The following is a 16,835-nucleotide window of genomic DNA, read 5'->3' on the forward strand; positions in this document are numbered from 1 at the left end:
GGGAACCGGCACCGTGGGACCGCCGCCGCCCGTTTCCGGAGGGGATCCGCATGGTGCGAGCCACGCTCACCGATTTCCCGGCCCACCGGTTCCGTAAGCCCCAGCGGAACCGGGCCGCGCGCCGGCGGGAGCGCCGCTCCGCGCGGGGCTCGTTCCGGGGACTCGCCGACCGGTTCGGCGGCGGCGCGCCACCGCCGCCGGTTCCGTGGCCGCCCGAACGCGATCACGGGACCGGTGGCACCTCCTTTCCCCGCGCGCTCGTCGTGCTGCTGGGCGCCGCCGCCGCGGTCGTCGTGCTCGCCGGTGTCCGGGCCGTCGCCTGGTTCGCCGGGCCGGTCTTCCTCGCCCTCGTCGTCGTGATCACCCTCGATCCGCTGCGGAAGTGGCTGCGGGACAAGGGAATGCCGCGCTGGCTGACCGTCGCCGTCCTGGTGGTCGCCGTCTACGCTGTCCTGCTCGCCTTCTTCCTCGTCGTCGTGGTGTCCGTCGCCCAGCTCTCGGCCCTGGTCCCCCACTACGCCGAGCGGGTCGACGAACTGATGCACGACGGGCTGACCGTGCTCGGCCGGTTCGGCGTCGGCGAAGCGCAGCTGCGCACCATGCTGTCCTCCGTCGACGCCGGGAAGCTGGTCGGCCTGGCCGGTTCGCTGCTCGCCGGCGTCGGCGGGCTCGTCACGAACCTGGCCTTCCTGTTCGCCCTCCTGCTGTTCCTGAGCGCCGAGACGGCGTGGGCGGGGCAACGCCTCGGCCGGATCGCGCAGGACCGGCCGTGGATCGCCGCCGCGCTGCGCGGTTTCGCCTCGGGGACGCGCCGGTACCTGATCGTGACGACCGTGTTCGGTGGCCTCGTCGCGGCGCTCGACACCACCGCGCTCGCCCTGCTCGGCGTGCCCGGCGCCGTGCTGTGGGGGCTGCTCGCCTTCGTCACCAACTACATCCCCAACGTGGGCTTCGTGATCGGGGTGGCCCCGCCCGCGCTCATCGCCCTGCTCGACGGCGGCTGGCGCGACCTGGTCGTGGTCCTCATCGTGTACGCCCTGCTGAACTTCGTGGTGCAGTCGCTGGTCCAGCCCCGGTTCGTGGCCGGCTCGGTCGGACTGTCCACTTTGGTCACCGTCTTGGCGCTGGTGTTCTGGACCTGGCTGCTGGGCCCGCTCGGCGCGATCCTCGCCGTGCCGGCGACCCTGCTGGCCAAGGCGCTGCTGGTGGACGTCGACCCGCGGGCCCGCTGGGCCGATGCGCTGCTCTCCGCCCCGCGCCGTGACGGGACATGACGGGCTCAGGTCAGGCCGTGCTGGCGGGCGACCACGACGGCGGAGCGCCGGTTGTTCACGCCGAGCTTGCCGTAGATGGCCCGCACGTGGGTCTTCACCGTGTTGACCGAGACGGTGAGGTCGGACGCGATCTCGTCCAGCGAACGCTGGGAGGGCAGCCGTTGCAGCACGACCTGTTCGCGATCGGTCAGGCTGCTCGGCGGGGTGTGCGGGACGAGCCGGCCGTGGACCGCCTGCGCGAACCGGTCCAGCGAGCCGAACCCGCCCGAGTGGTCGATCAGCAGGTGCCCGACCCGCGACTCGGCGAGCGCGAACGGCCGCACCAGCCCGTTCGGCCGGGCGAGGGCGAGCGCGCGGTCGAGGGCGTGCAACGCCTTGGTCCGCCGGTGCGAACGCAGCGCGAGCGCGGTTTCGGCCAGGCACCGCTCGACCGGGGTGGCGGGCAGCAGCGCGGTCGCCGACGCGGTTTCCCGCAGGACCGCGTCGGCCGCGTCGGTTTCGCCGGCGGCGAGGTGGGCGCGGATCCGCAGGACCGCCAGCTCGCCGCTGCCGGGCAGCCGCTCGTGCCCCCAGGCGAGCACCTCCGCCGCGTGCAACCCCTCGCCGAGCGCGAGGGCCGCGTGGTATTCGGCGACCGCGCAGACGCCGACGAGCTCGCGCGGCAGCTCCAGGACGGCGAGCCGGTGGCGCGCCGCGCGCATCACCTGCGAGCCCGTCGTCCGGTCGCCGTCGTCGAACCGGACCATGCCTTCGAAGAACTCGCGCAGCGGCCCGAGCAGCGGCATGCCGCCGGGCACCTCGGCCGAGGCCGCCTGGGCCAGTTCCCGGGCGGCGGCCACCGGCTCGGCCCGCATCAGGTCGTCGTAGGCCAGCAGCAGGTGGCATTCGGCCACGCCGGGGACCCGGCGCCAGCCGTGCCGTCGCGCGACGGCGAGGGCGCCGGTGCACGCCCGCCGCATCGCCGGGTGGTCCCCGCCGACGGCGGTGGCGATCGCCAGCACCAGCCTGCTGTGGAGGACGAGGTGCTCCAGCCGCTCGCCGTGGCCCAGGCGCAGGGCTTCCTGGGCCTGGGTGACGGCGTGGCGCCGGGCACCGCGGCGCAAGGACCGGCACGCGCGGTCGAGGTTCACCCAGGCGTCGAGCTCCAGCGGCCGCGGCGCCGGCGTCCCGGCCTCCGGCGGCGGGCGCGTGCCGGTCACGAAGGCGAGGTGGCGGGCGGCGAGGGGCCACCAGCCGCCGTCCGCCGGGCCGAGGTCGGCCGCGGCTTCGGCGAGCTGCCCGCGCTGGACGTTCTCCAGCGCCGACGCCAGCCGCAGCGGCGGGTTCGCGGCGACCGTCTCCGCGCCCAGGTAGGTGAGCGCGACCCGCACCGGTTCGCCGTCGCCGGCGAGGACCTGCCGCACGGCGTGGTCCCGGGCCAGGGCGAGGACGCGCTGCCGGTCCCGGCCGGCCACGGCGTGCCGGAGCGCTTCCCCGAACCGGCCTTCGCCGGCGTACCACCGGGCGGCGATCCCGTGCAGCCGCGGCACCCGCCGCGGGTCCCGGCGGGCCAGGTCCGCACGCAGGAAGGCCCGCAGCAGCGGCGGGAGCCGGTAGGTGTCGGCCGGGGTGCGCGTGACGAGCCCCATCGCCCGCTCGAGCTCGTCCAAGCGGGCCCCGGCGTCGGGACGGCCCGACAGGCGGACCGCGAGCGCCGCGCTCGCCGTGTCGCAGACACTGAGGCACCGCAGCAGATCCGACGTGGGCTCGGGCAGCCGCGAGAGCACTTCGTCCGCGAAGAACCGTGCCACCGCGCGATCATCACCGGTGACGGAGGCGACGAGCGCGTCGGCGTCGTCCGCTTCGCGCACCGATACCGCGGCCCAGCCGAGGGCGGCGGCCCAGCCCGCCGTGCGTTCGGTGAGCTCGCGGAGGCGGTCGTCGCCCACCACGGCTCCCGTGGCCCGCAGCAGGCTCGCCGTTTCCCGGGCGGCGAACCGGAGTTCGCCGGCCTCCACCCGGGAGAGGCGGCCCTCGACGTGCAGCCGGGCCAGCCTCAGCCGCGGTTCGACCCGGGTGGCCAGCACCAGCCGCAGCCCGGACGGCAGCTGGTGCGCCAGCGCCGCGAGCGCTTCGAGCGGTTCCGGGCGGGAGATCTCCTGGAGGTCGTCCAGCACCAGCCGGACCGGGCGGTCCAGACCCGCGAACGCGTCCTCGAGGTCGGCGAGGAAGGCCCGCCGCCGCCCGGGTGACGGCGGGCCGAGGCGGTGTGCGGCCCCGTCCGCGAGCACCCCGGGACAGCGGCGCACCGCGGCGAGGATCGCCGCCCACAACCGGGACTCGTCGTTGTCTTCCTCGTCCAGGGACACCCAGGCGACGTCGCGGCCGTCGCCGGCCCAGCCGGCCAGCGCGGTGGTCTTGCCGGCACCGGCCGGTGCCCGGACCACCGTGACGGGCCGGGTGGTGGCCCGGGCGAACAGCGCGTTCAGCCGCGGGCGGGGGACGAAGATCCCCGGCAGCCGCGGCACCGCGACCTTGGCGCCGGGAACCGGCCGGAACGGGGTCGTCGTTCGATCGGGCACGTCCACCTCTCGGCTGTCGGGAGAGTTCGCCCCGGTTCCGCGGTCGACGCCGGACGGAGGGCACGACTGTACTGATCACCGGCGTGCCGGCAGGACGCCGGGGTCACCAGATTTCGTAGGTGGCTTCGTCGCCGTGCACGATGACGGCCCAGATCACGAGGACGTCGAGGGCGATCACGATGACGCCCCAGAACGGGTACGCGGACAGGAAAGCCAGCTGCGCCAGTGCGTTGAACCCGGCGAGCGCGACCGTGACGACCCTCGCCCACACCGCGCCGGTGAACAGCGCGATGCCGGTGAACACGACGAGAATCCCGACGATCAGGTGGATCCAGCCCCAACCGGTCAGGGTGAAGACGAGCAGCCCGGACGGGCCCACGACGTAGTAGTCCTTGTCGAACAGCGCGACCGCGCCCTCGACCACGTTGAACAGTCCGGCCAGGACGGTGATCGCCCCCGCGAACCAGATCCAGCCGACCCGCCGCGACCGCGCGACGGCCGGCTCCGGCGGGAGCGGTGCCCTGCCACCGGTCGTTCCGGCCCGGGGCTGCATGGGTTCGGTCATGATCCCTCTTCCTCGTTCGTCGACGGGCTGCGGACCCGGGCGATCATGGTCGGTGGCCCGTCCGCCGGTCCTCGCCCGCCCGAGGTGAGATCGGGTCGGCCGATCGCCGGAGGTCAGCGGCTCACACGGCGTAGGCGATGCCGCGCGGCGGGGCCCGGGAAACAGTGCGGCGTGACCACCCATCCCGGACCGAGGAGGACGTCGTGTCCACGTTGACCGTCTGGCGGTTCCCGACCGTCGAAGGTGCCGAAAACGCACTGGATCTGCTCAAGCAGCTGCAGAAGCAGCAACTGATCTCGATCGCCGATGCGGCTTACGTGACGTGGCCGGAAGGCCGGAAGAAGCCGAAGACCAAGGACCTCGGCTCCCTGACCGGGGCCGGTGCCCTCGGCGGGGCCTTCTGGGGCCTGCTGTTCGGCCTGATCTTCCTGGTCCCGCTGCTGGGCGTGGCCGTCGGCGCGGCGATCGGGGCGCTGACCGGCTCGCTCAGCCACGTCGGGATCGACGAGGAGTTCATCGAAACCGTCCGCGCCCAGGTCACCCCCGGGACGTCCGCGCTGTTCGTGATGTCCCAGGACACGGTGATCGACCGGGTCGTCGAGCCGTTCAAGGAAACCGGCGCGACGTTGCTGAAGACCAACCTGTCCGAAGCGGAAGAAGCCCGGCTGCGCGAGGCCTTCGGCGAAGCCCCGCAGCGGGAACTGCTGTAGCGCCCACCCGCTCATGTCTTGAACGAGTCGTTCAGGACCTGGGGTGTCTTGAACGACTCGTTCAAGACACCCCAGCCCCGCAGCCCCGCGGGAGTCACGGCTGCCGCCGGTCACCGGAGCTCGCCGGGTGCCGGCGCTGCCGAACGACTTGCGACGGGCCGGACCGCGGCGGCGCCCCCGAGCGCCGCCGCGGCCACCGGCGGGAGGCCGGCCCACCCCGGTCGCTCCCCCGAGAGCGCCGCAGGACGAGCCTGACGGGATGGCGAAGCGAGGCGGCGAGCACGCGGCGGACACCACCGGGGAGATCCCCGTGACACCCCGCCGGGGCGCCGGTGGGCCGCTCGCCGTCCGCTTCGTCATCACCGCACCTCCACGGCACACCCTGCGGCCCGCGCCGCTCCCGGTCGTCACCCGTGGTGGATGACTCCCCGCTTCACCCCCGGCGGGCGACGCCCGAACCCGGTTTCCCGGCCGACGATCCGTCGCATGCCCCTCACCGAACAGCAGACCTCCGCCCGGAAGTCACCCGATCCCGACGCGCGGATCGCCCGGGCCCGTGCCGCCCGCACCGCCGTGCCCCTCGCCGGTCACGCGGAGTTCCCCAGCCCCGTCCGGCGCGCCGATCCCCTCACCCTGCTGGCCCGGCAGGACGCCGGGCGGGTCCCGGAACTGCGGCCGTTGCGCTACGGCCGGATGGCCGTCTCACCGCTGGCCTACTTCCGCGGCGCCGCGCTGCCGGCCGCGGCCGATCTGGCGCTGACCCCGCGCACCGGATTCACGGTCCAGGCCTGCGGAGACGCCCAGCTGGCCAACTTCGGCCTGTCCACCGCCCAGGGCCGCCGGCTGGTCTTCGACTTCGCCGACTTCGACGAAACCCTGCCGGCGCCCTGGGAATGGGACGTCAAACGGCTGGCCGCGAGCTTCGAGGTTGCCGGCCGGGAGTTCGGGCATCCGCCGGCCATGCGCCGACGCGCGGTGCTCGCCGCCGCCGAGTCCTACCGGCAGGCGATGCACGACTTCGCCCGCCGGACGACGCTCGACATCTTCTTCGCCCCCGCCGACGCCCGGACGCTGCGCGTGGTCGCGGCCCACCGGCTCGGACCGGCGAGGCGCCCCGCCCCCGGCCCGCACCGGTTCACCGAAATCCGGGACGGCCGGCTGTGCCTGGCCGCCCGCGGTCCCCTGGTCGTGCCGGCGGGCCGGCTCGCCGGTGACGGCGACCCGGCCACGCTCACCGACCGCTTGGACGCCGTGCTCGCGAAGTACCGCCGCACCCTCGGTCCCGCACGGCGGGCGCTGCTGGACCGCTACCGGCTGGCGGACGCGGCACGCACGGTCAGCGGGCCGGGCGACGCGGGGACGCGGTGCTGGGTGGTGCTGCTCGTGCGCACGGGCACCGGGGATCCGCTCTTCCTGCAGCTGAAGGAGGCCGGGCCGTCGGTGCTGCAGGAGTACACCGGCGCCGCCGCCGCGAAAGGCGGGCCCGGCCGGCGCGTGGTCGCCGGGCAGCGGCGGATCCAGGCCACCGGGGACGTCTTCCTCGGCTGGGCCCGCGCCGCGGGTTTCGGGGGCGGTGCCCGGGAATTCCACGTCCGCCGGCTGCGTGACGGGCGCGACGCCGGTGAGGTCCCGGCGATGACGCCGGAGGTCCTGCGTGCCCACGCCCGGCTGTACGGGTGGACGGTGGCCCGGGCGCACGCGCGCACCGGGGACGCGCTCGCGATCGCCGCGTACCTCGGGTCGGGTCCGGCGTTCGCCGAAGCCATCCGGGAGTTCGCGGTGTCCTGCGCCGACCAGAACGAACGCGACCACGCCGCGCTGCGCCAGGCGATCCGGCTCGGTCACGTGGCGGCGGCGGCCGGCGCGTGAGCGGCCGCGCCGCCCGGCGGTCAGCGGAGTTCCCGGACCCGGTGGACGGACTCCACGTGCATCCCGAGTGTCTCGAGCTCACGCAGAATCTCCGGAAGGTTTCGGGAGTCGGCCACGGTTCCGAAAACTATCGTCTCGGGTGGAACGGGCACGACGAGCACGCCGCGGAAATCGGCGACGCCTTCCGCGGCCCGATCCGGTACGGCACCGCATCCGCGGAAGACGTAATTGGCCCCGAGGACGTCCGCCCGGCTCACCGGGTGCCCTCGTCCCGCCGGGACCGGCCCGCCGAATACCACGCGCGGGCGACGATCACGACGTCGAGCAGCAGCACCACCGCCGACCACCCCCGCGACGGCAGGAACACCAGCCGCGCGACCAGGTCCGCGCTCGCGCGGACGCCGGTCCGCACCTCGCCGGCCGGTACCAGCGCGGAAAGCGCGACGACCAGCCACAACAGGACCGACCCGACGCCGATCCGGCCGGTCCGGAGCACGTCGAGGACCACGACCTCACCCGGCCCGATCCAGCAGAACTGCGTGACGGCGAATCCGCCGCGACCACTTCCCGATGAATTCCCGCGATTTTTCACCCGCCACACGATTCTGCGTCCGGCCGTCGTTTTCCTCGCCCACAGGGGGTGAGCCGGGCACGCAATTCCGTGGCAAGATCCGCCGAGATTGTCCGGACCCGACCGTGAAGGAGAATTGCGCATGCGCCAGTGCTGCGATGTGACGTCCCGAAGACAGGTACCGAGAACGAAGATCACCGTTCCCGGTCCCCCGGCGGATCTCGTGCCGCGGGCGCGTCTGCTCACTGTCCTCGACGGAGCGGCCGAAGCGGCCATGGTGTTCGTCGGCGCGCCGGCCGGGTTCGGCAAGACCGTGCTCCTGGCCGAATGGGCACGGCGCCGGGACCGCGGAACGGTCGCCTGGCTGTCCGCGGACGCCGACGACAACGACGACCGGCTCTTCTGGTCCGCGGTCCTCGAAGCACTCGGCCGGTGCGACCGGATCCCGGACGGCAACCCGCTTCGGCTGCTGGCGGTGCCCCAAACCCCGAGTTCCGACCTCGTGTTCCTCGCCCGGGTCACCGACGCGCTCGACGCGCTGACCGAACCCGTCGTGCTCGTCCTCGACAGCGCTCAGGAGATCACCGCCCCCGGCCCGTGGCAGGGGCTGCGGGCGCTGGTCCGCCACCAGCCGGCGGGACTGTGCCTGGCGGTCGCGAGCCGCCGCGAACCACCGCTGCCACTGGGCCGGGCCCGGCTCGCGGACCGCCTCGTCGAGATCGGCGCCGCCCGGCTGCGGTTCACCGACGACGAGGCGGCCGCCTTGTTCGCCGCGGCCGACGTGGCGATCCCGCGGGACGAGATCGCCCCGCTCGTCGCCCGGACCGGCGGCTGGCCCGCCGGTCTGCGCCTCGCCGCGGCGTCTGCGGCCCGGCACGGGAGCCTGCGGGAGTTCGACACCGGGCGCGACGGCACCGTGCTCGACTACCTGACCGACGAGGTGCTCGCCCCGCTCACCCCGGCGCAGTGGGAGCTGCTGCGGACCATCAGCATCTGCGACGAGCTCCCGGCCGGGCTCGCGCCGGTGCTCAGCGGCCGCGCGGACGCCGAAGCGATGCTCCGCGAGCTGGGCGAGCCCGCCGCCCGGGTGGTCGACTCCGGCGGCACGCCGCCGCACCACCGCGTGACCCCGCTGCTGCGGACCTACCTGCGGGCGGAGCTGCACCGCCGGGCGCCGGACCGGGCCCGGACGCTGCACGCGGCGGCGGCCCGCTGGTTCGCCCGGCACGACCGGCCGGCCTCGGCGCTGCTGCACAGCGTCCGCGCGGGCGATCCCGCCCGGGTCGGCGAACTGCTGCGCGAGCACGCCGTGACGCTGTTCCTCGCGGGGGAACACCACGTCCTGCGCCTGGCGCTCGCCGTGGTCGAAGACCGGCGGGGGCCCGCCGGCTCGTTGGCCGCGCTGATCTCGGCGGCGCTCTGCCTGGAGGCGGCCGAGACGTCGGCGGCCGGCCTGCAGCTGGCCAGGGCGGAGGCGGCGTGGCCGGACCGGCCGGCGGCGGAGCTGACCGTCCTGCGGCAGCTGGCGTACGCCCGGCTCGCTCAGCTCGACCGCTCCCCGGCTCAGGTGCGCCGCGCGGCCGAGGAGATCGACGAGCGGCTCGCCGCCGGCACCGCGCTCGACGGCTTCGCGGCGGTGTACCGCGCCGCCCTCCTCCTCGCCCGCGAGCAGGCGCGCGAGACCCTGGTACGGCTGCTGGGCACCGCGGAGGAGCTCCGGCAGGACTTCACGGTCGCCCAGTGTCTCACCGTGCTCGCCGAGCTGGCCGGGCACGACGGCGACTACCGGGTGATGGAGACGCTGGCCCGCCGCGCGGAGGCTCGCCGGCCGCGTCAGGAGTCCCTGCGGTCCGTCCAGGGCGCCCAGGTCAGTGCCCTGCTGGCGTACGGCGCGTTGTTGCGGGGCGAACCCGCCGAGTGCCTCAAGCACGCGAAAGGCATCCGGCACCTCGTGGGTGACGCCCCGGCGCGAGCGGCCCGCGATCTGCGGCTGGTCACGGAGACGCTGCGGGGTGCCGCCGAGTTCGAGCTCGGCGGCTGGCACGCGGGACTGCGGCGCATGCGCCGTGCCCGCAACCGGCTGGGATCCGGACGGGCCTGCCCGCCCGGGTACGCGGCCCTGTGCGCGGTGCTGGAACAGCGCGCGGCACTGCGGCTCGGTGCGGCGGGCCAGGCCAGGGAGACCGTTCGCTGGGCGCAGTCGGTCCTCCCCGGATCGGGTGAGCTGCTGCTGATGCGTGCCCGGACCCAGCTGCGCCTCGGCAGGCACCACGCGGCGAGCACGGTGCTGCGGTCGCTGGCGGACGACGAGGTGCCCATGGCGCTGCCGTGGGCCGCGATCGAGGCGTCGCTGGTCGGCGTGCAGGCCGCGCTGGCGGCCGGGGCGCGGGAGCGGGCGGCCCGCTTGCTGGACGACGCGTTGCGCACGGCCGAGCCCACCGGTGTCCGGTTCCCGTTCGTCTTCGCCCCGCCCGAGCTCGTCGCGTTCCTGACCAGCAGGCTGGGTGGCCTGGGTGCCGGCGAACGGTTCGCGGGCGAAATCCTCGCCGTCCGGCGCCGGCTGCGCACCCCGCCGATGCCGGCCCCGCTGACCGACCGCGAACGCAGCGTCCTGCGCCTGTTGCCGACCCAGCGGTCGATCGACGAGATCGCCCAGGACCTGACCGTCTCGCCGAACACCGTCAAGACCCACGTCCGCGGGATCTACGCGAAGCTCGACGTCCGCAGCCGGCGTGAAGCCGTGGCGATCGCGCAGGAGCGCGGGCTGCTCGACGCCGAAGTCGCCGACTTCACGGTCTGACGCGCTCGCCCCACCCGCCGCGGGTGAGGCGGGCGCACCCGCGATCGGTGTCGAGTGGGCCGGGCACGCCCGAGCGTGCCCGGCCCCGATCCCGGACGAGGAGATGTCATGGCCATGGCGAGCACGGAGTACCCCTTTCTCAGTCTCATGTGGACGATGCTCGTGTTCTTCTGCTGGATCGCCTGGTTCTGGCTGCTTTTCCTGGCCTTCGGCGACCTGTACCGCCGCAGCGACGTGTCCGGCTGGGCCAAGGCCGGCTGGACGGTGCTGGTGATCGTGCTGCCGCTCCTCGGTGTCCTGCTCTACTTCGGCACCCAGGGACGGCACCTCGTCGAGCGGGAACGGGCGCGCGAAGCGGCCGCGCGGCACCGGTTCGACGACTACGTGCGGTCGGTGTCCACACCGGACACGACCAGTGCCGCGCAGATCGCCGAAGCCCGGCGGCTGCTCGAGCAGGGCATCATCGACGACGCGGAATTCCAGGCGCTCAAGCGGAAGGCCCTCGCGCGTTGACCGCGGCGACGCGGTGGCGGTTCGTCCATCTCGCGGTGCTCCGGCCGCTGCTGACGGTCACCGCGCTGGTCTGCCTCTACTACCTGCTGCCGGTCGACCAGGCCCTGCGGCCGTGGACGGCGGCCGTCTTCGCCGTCGGCCTCGCCGTCGTGGTGCTGCTGGTCGTCGGCGAGGTGCGGATGATCCTGCGGTCGCCGTTCCCCGCCTGGCAGGGTGTCCAGGCACTCGCCCTGATCGTCCCGCTCTTCCTGCTGCTGTTCGCCGACGGCTACTACGTGCTCGGCCAGGACCGCCCGGGCTCCTTCGGCGCCGGCCTGACGCGGACCGACGCGTTGTACTTCACCGTCACGGTGTTCACCACCGTCGGCTTCGGCGACATCACCCCGCTGTCCACCGCCGCCCGGGTGCTGGTGACCCTCCAGATGGTCGCGGACCTGGTGGTGCTGGGCGTGGTGCTGCGCGTGATCGTGACGGCGGTGCAGCGCCGGCGAAAGTCCACAGGGGACGCTTCACTCCGGCGCCGGCAGCAGCAGGGCCGCGACCAGCCCGGCCACCGCCACGACGGTCAGGGTCGTGAGGGCGAGCGCGAAGGAGCGCCCGCCGAGGTGCGGGGTCCCGGCCAGAACGGACCCGGCCAGCGCCGTCCCCACCGACGAGCCGAGGTTCGACACGCTGCGCGAAACCCCGGAAATGTCGCCCTGGGCCGAGTCCGGGAAGCGGGACTGCACCAGGTTCACCGACGCCGTGAGCATGATCCCGACCCCGGCACCGAACAGGAAGAGGCCGGGCACGGCGCTCGCCACGCCGGAGGCGGCCCGGACCAGCAGGAGCACGAGGACCAGGCCGGCGACGGTGAGGACGAAGCCGGCGCGGACGAGACCGCGTTGCGAGTGCCGCCGGGCCATCCGCCCGGCGGCCGCCGACGCGGCCAGGATGCCGGCCGTCGCGGGGGTCAGCATGAGCCCGGTTTCGATCGCGTCGTAGCCGCGGACCTGCTGCAGGAAGACGGCGACCACGAAGAAGGACCCCTGCAGGACCAGCCACTGCACGTGCTGGGTCAGCAGCCCGAGGCCCGTGACGCGGTCGCGGAAGAGCCCGGACGGCACCAGCGGTTCCCGGCCCGCCCGCTCCCGCGCGCGGACGTGCCGGAAGAACACGGCCAGGAAGGCGGCGCCGATCCCGGCGAACAGCCACACCGGCGAAATCCCGCCGGCGGGCAGCAGAACCACCCCGGCGACGGCGAGGTCGGCCCGGGAGACCAGCCAGCCGTAGGTGCCCGCCTGCAGGATCCCGAAGACGACGAAGAACAGGCCCGCCGCGGAAAGTCCCGCGCCGGCGACGTCGAACCGCTTCTCGCGCGGCGACGCGGGTGGCTCCGTGATCCGTAGGGCCAGCACGACGATCAGGACCACGAGCAGCACTTGCAGGAGGAAGGACGCGCGCCAGCCGAGCCACGTCGTGACCAGGCCGCCGACGAGCGGCCCGGCCGCGGCCCCGAGCGCGCCCGCCCCGCTGACCACGCCGAAGGCCCGCGCGCGGGCCGTGAGGTCGTGGCTGGTCACGGTGACCAGGATGTAGATCGGCGGGATCATCAGCGCCGACCCGATGCCCTCCAGCACCGAGTACCCGAAGATCAGCAGCCCCAGCCCGGGCGCGGCCGAAGCCAGCAGCGCGCCGATGCCGTAGACCGCCAGACCGGCGAGGAAGCAGCGCTTGCGGCCGAGCAGGTCGCTGAGCTTGCTGCCCGGCACCATGAGCGACGCCATGGTGAGGGTGAACACGGTGATCGCCGTCTGCACGCCGATCACCGTGGTGCCGAGGTCCGCGGCGATGGCGCTGACGGCCACGGTCATGGTGGTGGCCGCGAAGCTCGCGACGAACTGGGCGAGGGCCAGGGGCAGCACGGTCATCGGCGGGCCTTCCTGCTCGGGTGCCGCACACGGTGGCGGGGCGACCGCCGGGCCACCTCACCCGGCGTGGATGAGGCAACCGGCCCCGGCTCCCGAGACGGTGCAGGCGAGGAGATCCCGGCGCCCCGATGGAGGAACCATGACCGAGACCACGATCGCCGAGCACGCGCTGATCGGTGACCTGCAGACCGCCGCGCTCGTGACGACCGACGGGTCGATCGACTGGTTCTGCACCCCGCGGTTCGACTCGCCGTCGGTCTTCGGCGCCCTGCTCGACGACGAGCGCGGCGGCCGGTTCCGCGTCCGCCCGGTGGGCGCCTGCGCGAGCGCGCAGATGTACCACCCGGACACCGCGGTGGTGATCACCCGGTTTTCGGGGCCGGACGGCATCGGCGAGGTGGTCGACTTCATGCCGCCGTGCGGCACCGCCGCCACCACCGAGCACCGGATCGCCCGGCTCGTGCGCTGCGTCCGCGGGCGGATGACGTTCGACATCGTCGTCGCGCCCCGCTTCGACTACGGCCGCCGCCCGCACCGGGCGCTGCTCGTCGCGAACGGCGCCGTGTTCACCGCGCCCGGGACGTCGCTCGTGCTGCACGCGGTCCGGGAGCCCGGCGACGAGCACCTCGCCGAAGCGCGCGTCGACGGCGAGGACGTCCACGTGCGGCTCGCCCTCACCGCGGGCCAGGTCCGGGGGGTGGTGCTCGAGACCGACGCCGCGGAGCCGCCGCGCGAGATCCGCGTCGCCGAGTTCGAGGAGCTCTTCCGGACCACGGTGGACTGGTGGCGCGCGTGGCTGGCCCGCTCCACCTACCGCGGGCGCTGGCGGGAGATCGTGGCCCGCTCGGCGATCACGCTCAAGCTGCTCACGTACGCGCCGACCGGCGGGCTGGTCGCCGCGCCCACCCTCGGGCTGCCCGAGCAGCTCGGCGGCGAACGCAACTGGGACTACCGCTACACCTGGGTGCGGGACGCGTCGTTTTCGGTCTCGGCGCTGCTGGCGCTGGGGTTCACCGAGGAGGCCGCCCGGTTCGGGACCTGGCTGGGCGACCGGATCCGCGAAGGGAATGTGGGGGCCAGCGGGCCGCTGGCCGTGCTGTACCGCGTGGACGGCACGACGGACCTGCGGGAGGAGAGCCTCGCGCACTGGTCCGGGTACCGCGGGTCGAGCCCGGTCCGGATCGGCAACGACGCGGCCGGGCAGCTGCAGCTGGACATCTACGGCGAAGCGCTCGACAGCGTCTTCGCCGCCGACCGCGCCGGGTTCGAGCTCCCCCACCAGGGCTGGACCGCGTTGTGCGCCGCTCTCGACTGGCTCGCCGAACACTGGGACCATCCCGAAGAAGGCATCTGGGAGACCCGCGGCGGCCGCAAGCGCTTCACCTACGGCCGCCTGATGAGCTGGGTCGCGTTCGACCGCGGCATCCGGCTGGCCGGCACGCACGGCAGGCCGGCCCCGGTCGAGGACTGGACCTGGCAGCGCGACAGCATCCACGGCCAGCTCCTCGCCCGCGGCTGGCACCGGACGCGCAACGCCTTCGTCCAGCACGACACGGGCGACGAGCTGGACGCGTCCCTGCTCCGCATGCCCCGCACCGGGTTCCTGCCGGCCAAGGACCCGCTGTGGCTTTCGACCCTCGACGCGATCCGGGACGGACTGGTGACCGACAGCCTGGTCTACCGGTACGACCCGGCCGCGTCCCCGGACGGGCTCGTCGGTTCGGAAGGCACGTTTTCGTTGTGCAGCTTCGCCTACGTCGACGCGCTGGCCCGTGCGGGCCGGCTGGAGGAGGCTCGGACGGCGTTCGAGAAGATGCTGACCTACGCCAACCACGTCGGCCTGTACGCCGAGGAGATCGCGCCGACCGGCGAGCAGCTCGGGAACTTCCCGCAGGCGTTCACGCACCTGGCCCTCATCGACGCGGCGGTCACGCTGGACGCCGCACTGGGCTGAGCCCGGCAGCGTCCACAATAGACAACATCGGCATTGGTACGGACCACCGGGAGCAGTGGTCCAGGCAACGAAAGGGCAGCATCGGGGGCCGCGAGTACCCGAGGAGGCCCGCCGGATATTGACCCCGCCGGAACGCGAACCTACCGTCCGGTCACCGTTTCCGGCGGGAGGCGGGCCGACCCGCCCGCGCACTCCGCCCGTTCCGAGGAGGTGCCATGCTGTCGAGGCGTACCTTCGTCACCGCGGGCCTGGTGGCCGCGGCGAGCGCGCCGATGTGGTCCGCCGTCACCGCGCCGCGGGCGCGGGCGGCCGCGGCCCTGCCGTTGACGCTGAAGAACAATTCGGGCAGCGGCACCGTCTACGCCTACATCAGCGGCTCCGACACGTCGGGCCGGCCCGGGTTCGTCACCGCCGACGGCCGGTTCCAGGCGCTGCCCAACCCGTCGTCGCCGGTGACGCCGATCCCGGACTACGCGATCCCGCTCGGCGCCTCGGGCTCCCAGCGCACGGTGACGCTGACCGACTACCTCATCGGCGGCCGGGTCTGGTTCTCGGTGGACAAGAAGATCCAGTTCTTCGTCAACCCCGGGCCCGGCCTGGTGCAGCCCGGCTTCACCAGCTCGGACCCGAACTGGCAGACGAACTGGACGTTCTGCGAGTTCACCTACAACAGCGCCAACCTCTACGCGAACATCAGCTACGTCGACATGGTGGCGCTGCCGGTGTCGATGGCCACCACGGGCGCGGCGGGCTCGCAGTCGGTCAGCCCGCTGCCGGACGGTGCCCTCGGGAGCATCGCGGACGGGCTGCGCGCGCAGCACAACGCCGACGGTGCCCCGTGGGACCGGCTCGTCGTCACCGACGCCGGCGGCAAGGTGGTGCGGGTGCTCGCGCCCGGCCACTCCCCCGTCGACTTCGGCGGCTACTGGACGAACTACCTCAACGCCGTCTGGGACCACTACCGCTCGACCCCGCTGACGATCAACGGGCAGGGCGCGATCGGCGCCTACACCGGCACGGTCAGCGGGGACGCGATCGTGTTCGCCGGCCTGAACACCAACGGCGTGCCGTTCACCAAGCCGAGCGCGGCGGACATCTTCGGCTGCGCGAGCGGGCCGCTGTACAACTCCGGCGGCGACGCGCGCGGTGCGGTCGCCGCGCGGCTGGCCGCCGCGCTGAACCGCAGCAGCCTGCTGGTGGCCGGCGGCAACAACCAGCCCGACGGCGTCGCGCCTTCGCAGTACTACAAGGACACCACCACCAACCACTACGCCCGCCTGGTGCACCAGTACGCGTCGATCGGCTACGCCTTCCCGTACGACGACGTGGGCCCGACCGGCGCCCAGCCCGTCGACGGCCACCTCCAGGACCCGGCCCCGACGTCCTGGACGGTCTCGCTGGGCCCGGGCGCGGGCGGCGGCACGCCCCCGCCCGGTTCCGGCGGCACGAGCGCCTACTCGACGATCCAGGCGGAGGCCTACAACGCCCAGAGCGGCACGCAGAACGAGTCGTGCGGCGACGCGGGCGGCGGGGTGGACGTCGGCTGGATCGCGGACGGCGACTGGCTGAAGTACGCCCGCGTCGACTTCGGGGCGAGCTCGCCGAGCCAGTTCGTCGCCCGCCTCGCCTCGGGCGCGGCCGCCGGCGTGAGCGGCGCGATCAAGGCGCGCCTGGACAGCGTGTCGGGCCCGGTCATCGCCGAGATCGACTTCGCGAACAACGGCGGCTGGCAGCAGTGGCAGACGGTCCCGGCCAACATCGTCGCCCCGGCCACCGGCGTGCACGACCTCTACCTGACGTTCTCGGGGAGCTCGTCGGACTTCGTCAACGTCAACTGGTTCACCTTCACCCGCTAGCCGGGCGGGCCGGTCCCCAACACCCCAATGTGGCGTTGGGTGCGCTCAACGCACCCAATGTGGCGTTCGGTGCGTTGGACGCAACCAACGCCACATTGGGGCGCTCGTGCGACGCCGGCCGGGCGGGCCGCGAGCCCCGCGGGCGGGACACGGGCATGATGGCGGCCATGCCGCACCGCGTCCTGCTCGCCGACGACGACCGCGCCATCCGGGAGTCGCTGGTCAGAGCCCTCGATCTCGAGGGCTACCGCG

Annotated in this window: 12 protein-coding genes and 1 pseudogene; 9 read left to right on the forward strand and 4 right to left on the reverse strand. The window is 74.0% G+C overall.

Features of this window, described 5'->3' with window-relative positions; genetic code table 11:
- The first annotated feature begins 50 nt into the window (after positions 1-50).
- A complete protein-coding gene (locus AB0G28_RS25615; RefSeq protein ID WP_361093803.1) occupies positions 51-1,274 on the forward strand; it encodes an AI-2E family transporter in 1,224 nt (407 codons plus the stop codon).
- A 5-nt stretch (positions 1,275-1,279) separates the two neighbouring features.
- On the opposite strand, the gene AB0G28_RS25620 is transcribed toward AB0G28_RS25615, so the two are convergent.
- Together AB0G28_RS25620 and AB0G28_RS25625 are read right to left on the reverse strand one after the other, a co-directional pair.
- Complete coding sequence (locus AB0G28_RS25620; RefSeq protein WP_361093806.1) at positions 1,280-3,835, reverse strand: LuxR C-terminal-related transcriptional regulator; 2,556 nt, start codon at positions 3,833-3,835, stop codon at positions 1,280-1,282.
- Between the two features lie 103 nt (positions 3,836-3,938).
- Entirely contained in the window at positions 3,939-4,400 is a 462-nt protein-coding gene (locus AB0G28_RS25625; RefSeq protein ID WP_361093809.1) for a hypothetical protein, read from the reverse strand.
- A 203-nt stretch (positions 4,401-4,603) separates the two neighbouring features.
- Between AB0G28_RS25625 and AB0G28_RS25630 the strand changes: the two genes are divergently transcribed.
- From AB0G28_RS25630 to AB0G28_RS25640, 3 genes are all read left to right on the forward strand, one after another.
- A complete protein-coding gene (locus AB0G28_RS25630) occupies positions 4,604-5,110 on the forward strand; it encodes a DUF1269 domain-containing protein (RefSeq protein ID WP_361093812.1) in 507 nt (168 codons plus the stop codon).
- Between the two features lie 259 nt (positions 5,111-5,369).
- Positions 5,370-5,534 (forward strand): hypothetical protein, encoded by a 165-nt coding sequence (locus AB0G28_RS25635; protein ID WP_361093815.1) that lies wholly within the window; start codon positions 5,370-5,372, stop codon positions 5,532-5,534.
- 62 nt (positions 5,535-5,596) lie between these two features.
- Positions 5,597-6,979, forward strand: coding sequence for a DUF2252 domain-containing protein (locus AB0G28_RS25640; RefSeq protein WP_361093818.1), 1,383 nt, complete (start codon positions 5,597-5,599; stop codon positions 6,977-6,979).
- 253 nt (positions 6,980-7,232) lie between these two features.
- Here the strand turns inward: AB0G28_RS25640 and AB0G28_RS25645 are convergent, their stop codons facing one another.
- On the reverse strand, positions 7,233-7,571 hold the full coding sequence (locus AB0G28_RS25645) for a hypothetical protein (protein ID WP_361093821.1): 339 nt from the start codon (positions 7,569-7,571) through the stop codon (positions 7,233-7,235).
- A gap of 121 nt (positions 7,572-7,692) precedes the next feature.
- Between AB0G28_RS25645 and AB0G28_RS25650 the strand changes: the two genes are divergently transcribed.
- From AB0G28_RS25650 to AB0G28_RS25660, 3 genes and pseudogenes are all read left to right on the forward strand, one after another.
- Positions 7,693-10,350 carry a LuxR C-terminal-related transcriptional regulator gene (locus AB0G28_RS25650; RefSeq protein WP_361093824.1) on the forward strand — a complete coding sequence of 886 codons (2,658 nt, stop codon included), beginning with the start codon at positions 7,693-7,695 and terminating at the stop codon, positions 10,348-10,350.
- 108 nt (positions 10,351-10,458) lie between these two features.
- On the forward strand, positions 10,459-10,863 hold the full coding sequence (locus AB0G28_RS25655; RefSeq protein WP_361093827.1) for an SHOCT domain-containing protein: 405 nt from the start codon (positions 10,459-10,461) through the stop codon (positions 10,861-10,863).
- A gap of 179 nt (positions 10,864-11,042) precedes the next feature.
- Positions 11,043-11,285: pseudogene (locus AB0G28_RS25660) on the forward strand (potassium channel family protein); the annotation flags it as partial.
- An 87-nt stretch (positions 11,286-11,372) separates the two neighbouring features.
- Here AB0G28_RS25660 and AB0G28_RS25665 read toward each other — a convergent pair.
- Positions 11,373-12,773 (reverse strand): MFS transporter, encoded by a 1,401-nt coding sequence (locus tag AB0G28_RS25665; protein WP_361093830.1) that lies wholly within the window; start codon positions 12,771-12,773, stop codon positions 11,373-11,375.
- 139 nt (positions 12,774-12,912) lie between these two features.
- Between AB0G28_RS25665 and AB0G28_RS25670 the strand changes: the two genes are divergently transcribed.
- Both AB0G28_RS25670 and AB0G28_RS25675 read left to right on the forward strand, forming a co-directional pair.
- Entirely contained in the window at positions 12,913-14,727 is a 1,815-nt protein-coding gene (locus AB0G28_RS25670) for a glycoside hydrolase family 15 protein (protein ID WP_361093833.1), read from the forward strand.
- Positions 14,728-14,942: 215 nt separating this feature from the next.
- Positions 14,943-16,583 carry a beta-1,3-glucanase family protein gene (locus AB0G28_RS25675; RefSeq protein WP_361093836.1) on the forward strand — a complete coding sequence of 547 codons (1,641 nt, stop codon included), beginning with the start codon at positions 14,943-14,945 and terminating at the stop codon, positions 16,581-16,583.
- Positions 16,584-16,835 lie beyond the last annotated feature (252 nt).

Source organism: Amycolatopsis sp. NPDC021455, assembly GCF_040640995.1.
Taxonomy (GTDB): Bacteria; Actinomycetota; Actinomycetes; order Mycobacteriales; family Pseudonocardiaceae; genus Amycolatopsis.

Bases quoted from the DNA above. Each gene is read 5' to 3' on its own strand.
- AB0G28_RS25665 (WP_361093830.1), bottom strand. From the start codon at position 12,773: ATGACCGTGCTGCCCCTGGCCCTCGCCCAGTTCGTCGCGAGCTTCGCG.
- AB0G28_RS25650 (WP_361093824.1), top strand. From the start codon at position 7,693: ATGCGCCAGTGCTGCGATGTGACGTCCCGAAGACAGGTACCGAGAACG.
- AB0G28_RS25635 (WP_361093815.1), top strand. From the start codon at position 5,370: ATGGCGAAGCGAGGCGGCGAGCACGCGGCGGACACCACCGGGGAGATC.
- AB0G28_RS25675 (WP_361093836.1), top strand. From the start codon at position 14,943: ATGCTGTCGAGGCGTACCTTCGTCACCGCGGGCCTGGTGGCCGCGGCG.
- AB0G28_RS25615 (WP_361093803.1), top strand. From the start codon at position 51: ATGGTGCGAGCCACGCTCACCGATTTCCCGGCCCACCGGTTCCGTAAG.
- AB0G28_RS25625 (WP_361093809.1), bottom strand. From the start codon at position 4,400: ATGACCGAACCCATGCAGCCCCGGGCCGGAACGACCGGTGGCAGGGCA.
- AB0G28_RS25655 (WP_361093827.1), top strand. From the start codon at position 10,459: ATGGCCATGGCGAGCACGGAGTACCCCTTTCTCAGTCTCATGTGGACG.
- AB0G28_RS25640 (WP_361093818.1), top strand. From the start codon at position 5,597: ATGCCCCTCACCGAACAGCAGACCTCCGCCCGGAAGTCACCCGATCCC.
- AB0G28_RS25670 (WP_361093833.1), top strand. From the start codon at position 12,913: ATGACCGAGACCACGATCGCCGAGCACGCGCTGATCGGTGACCTGCAG.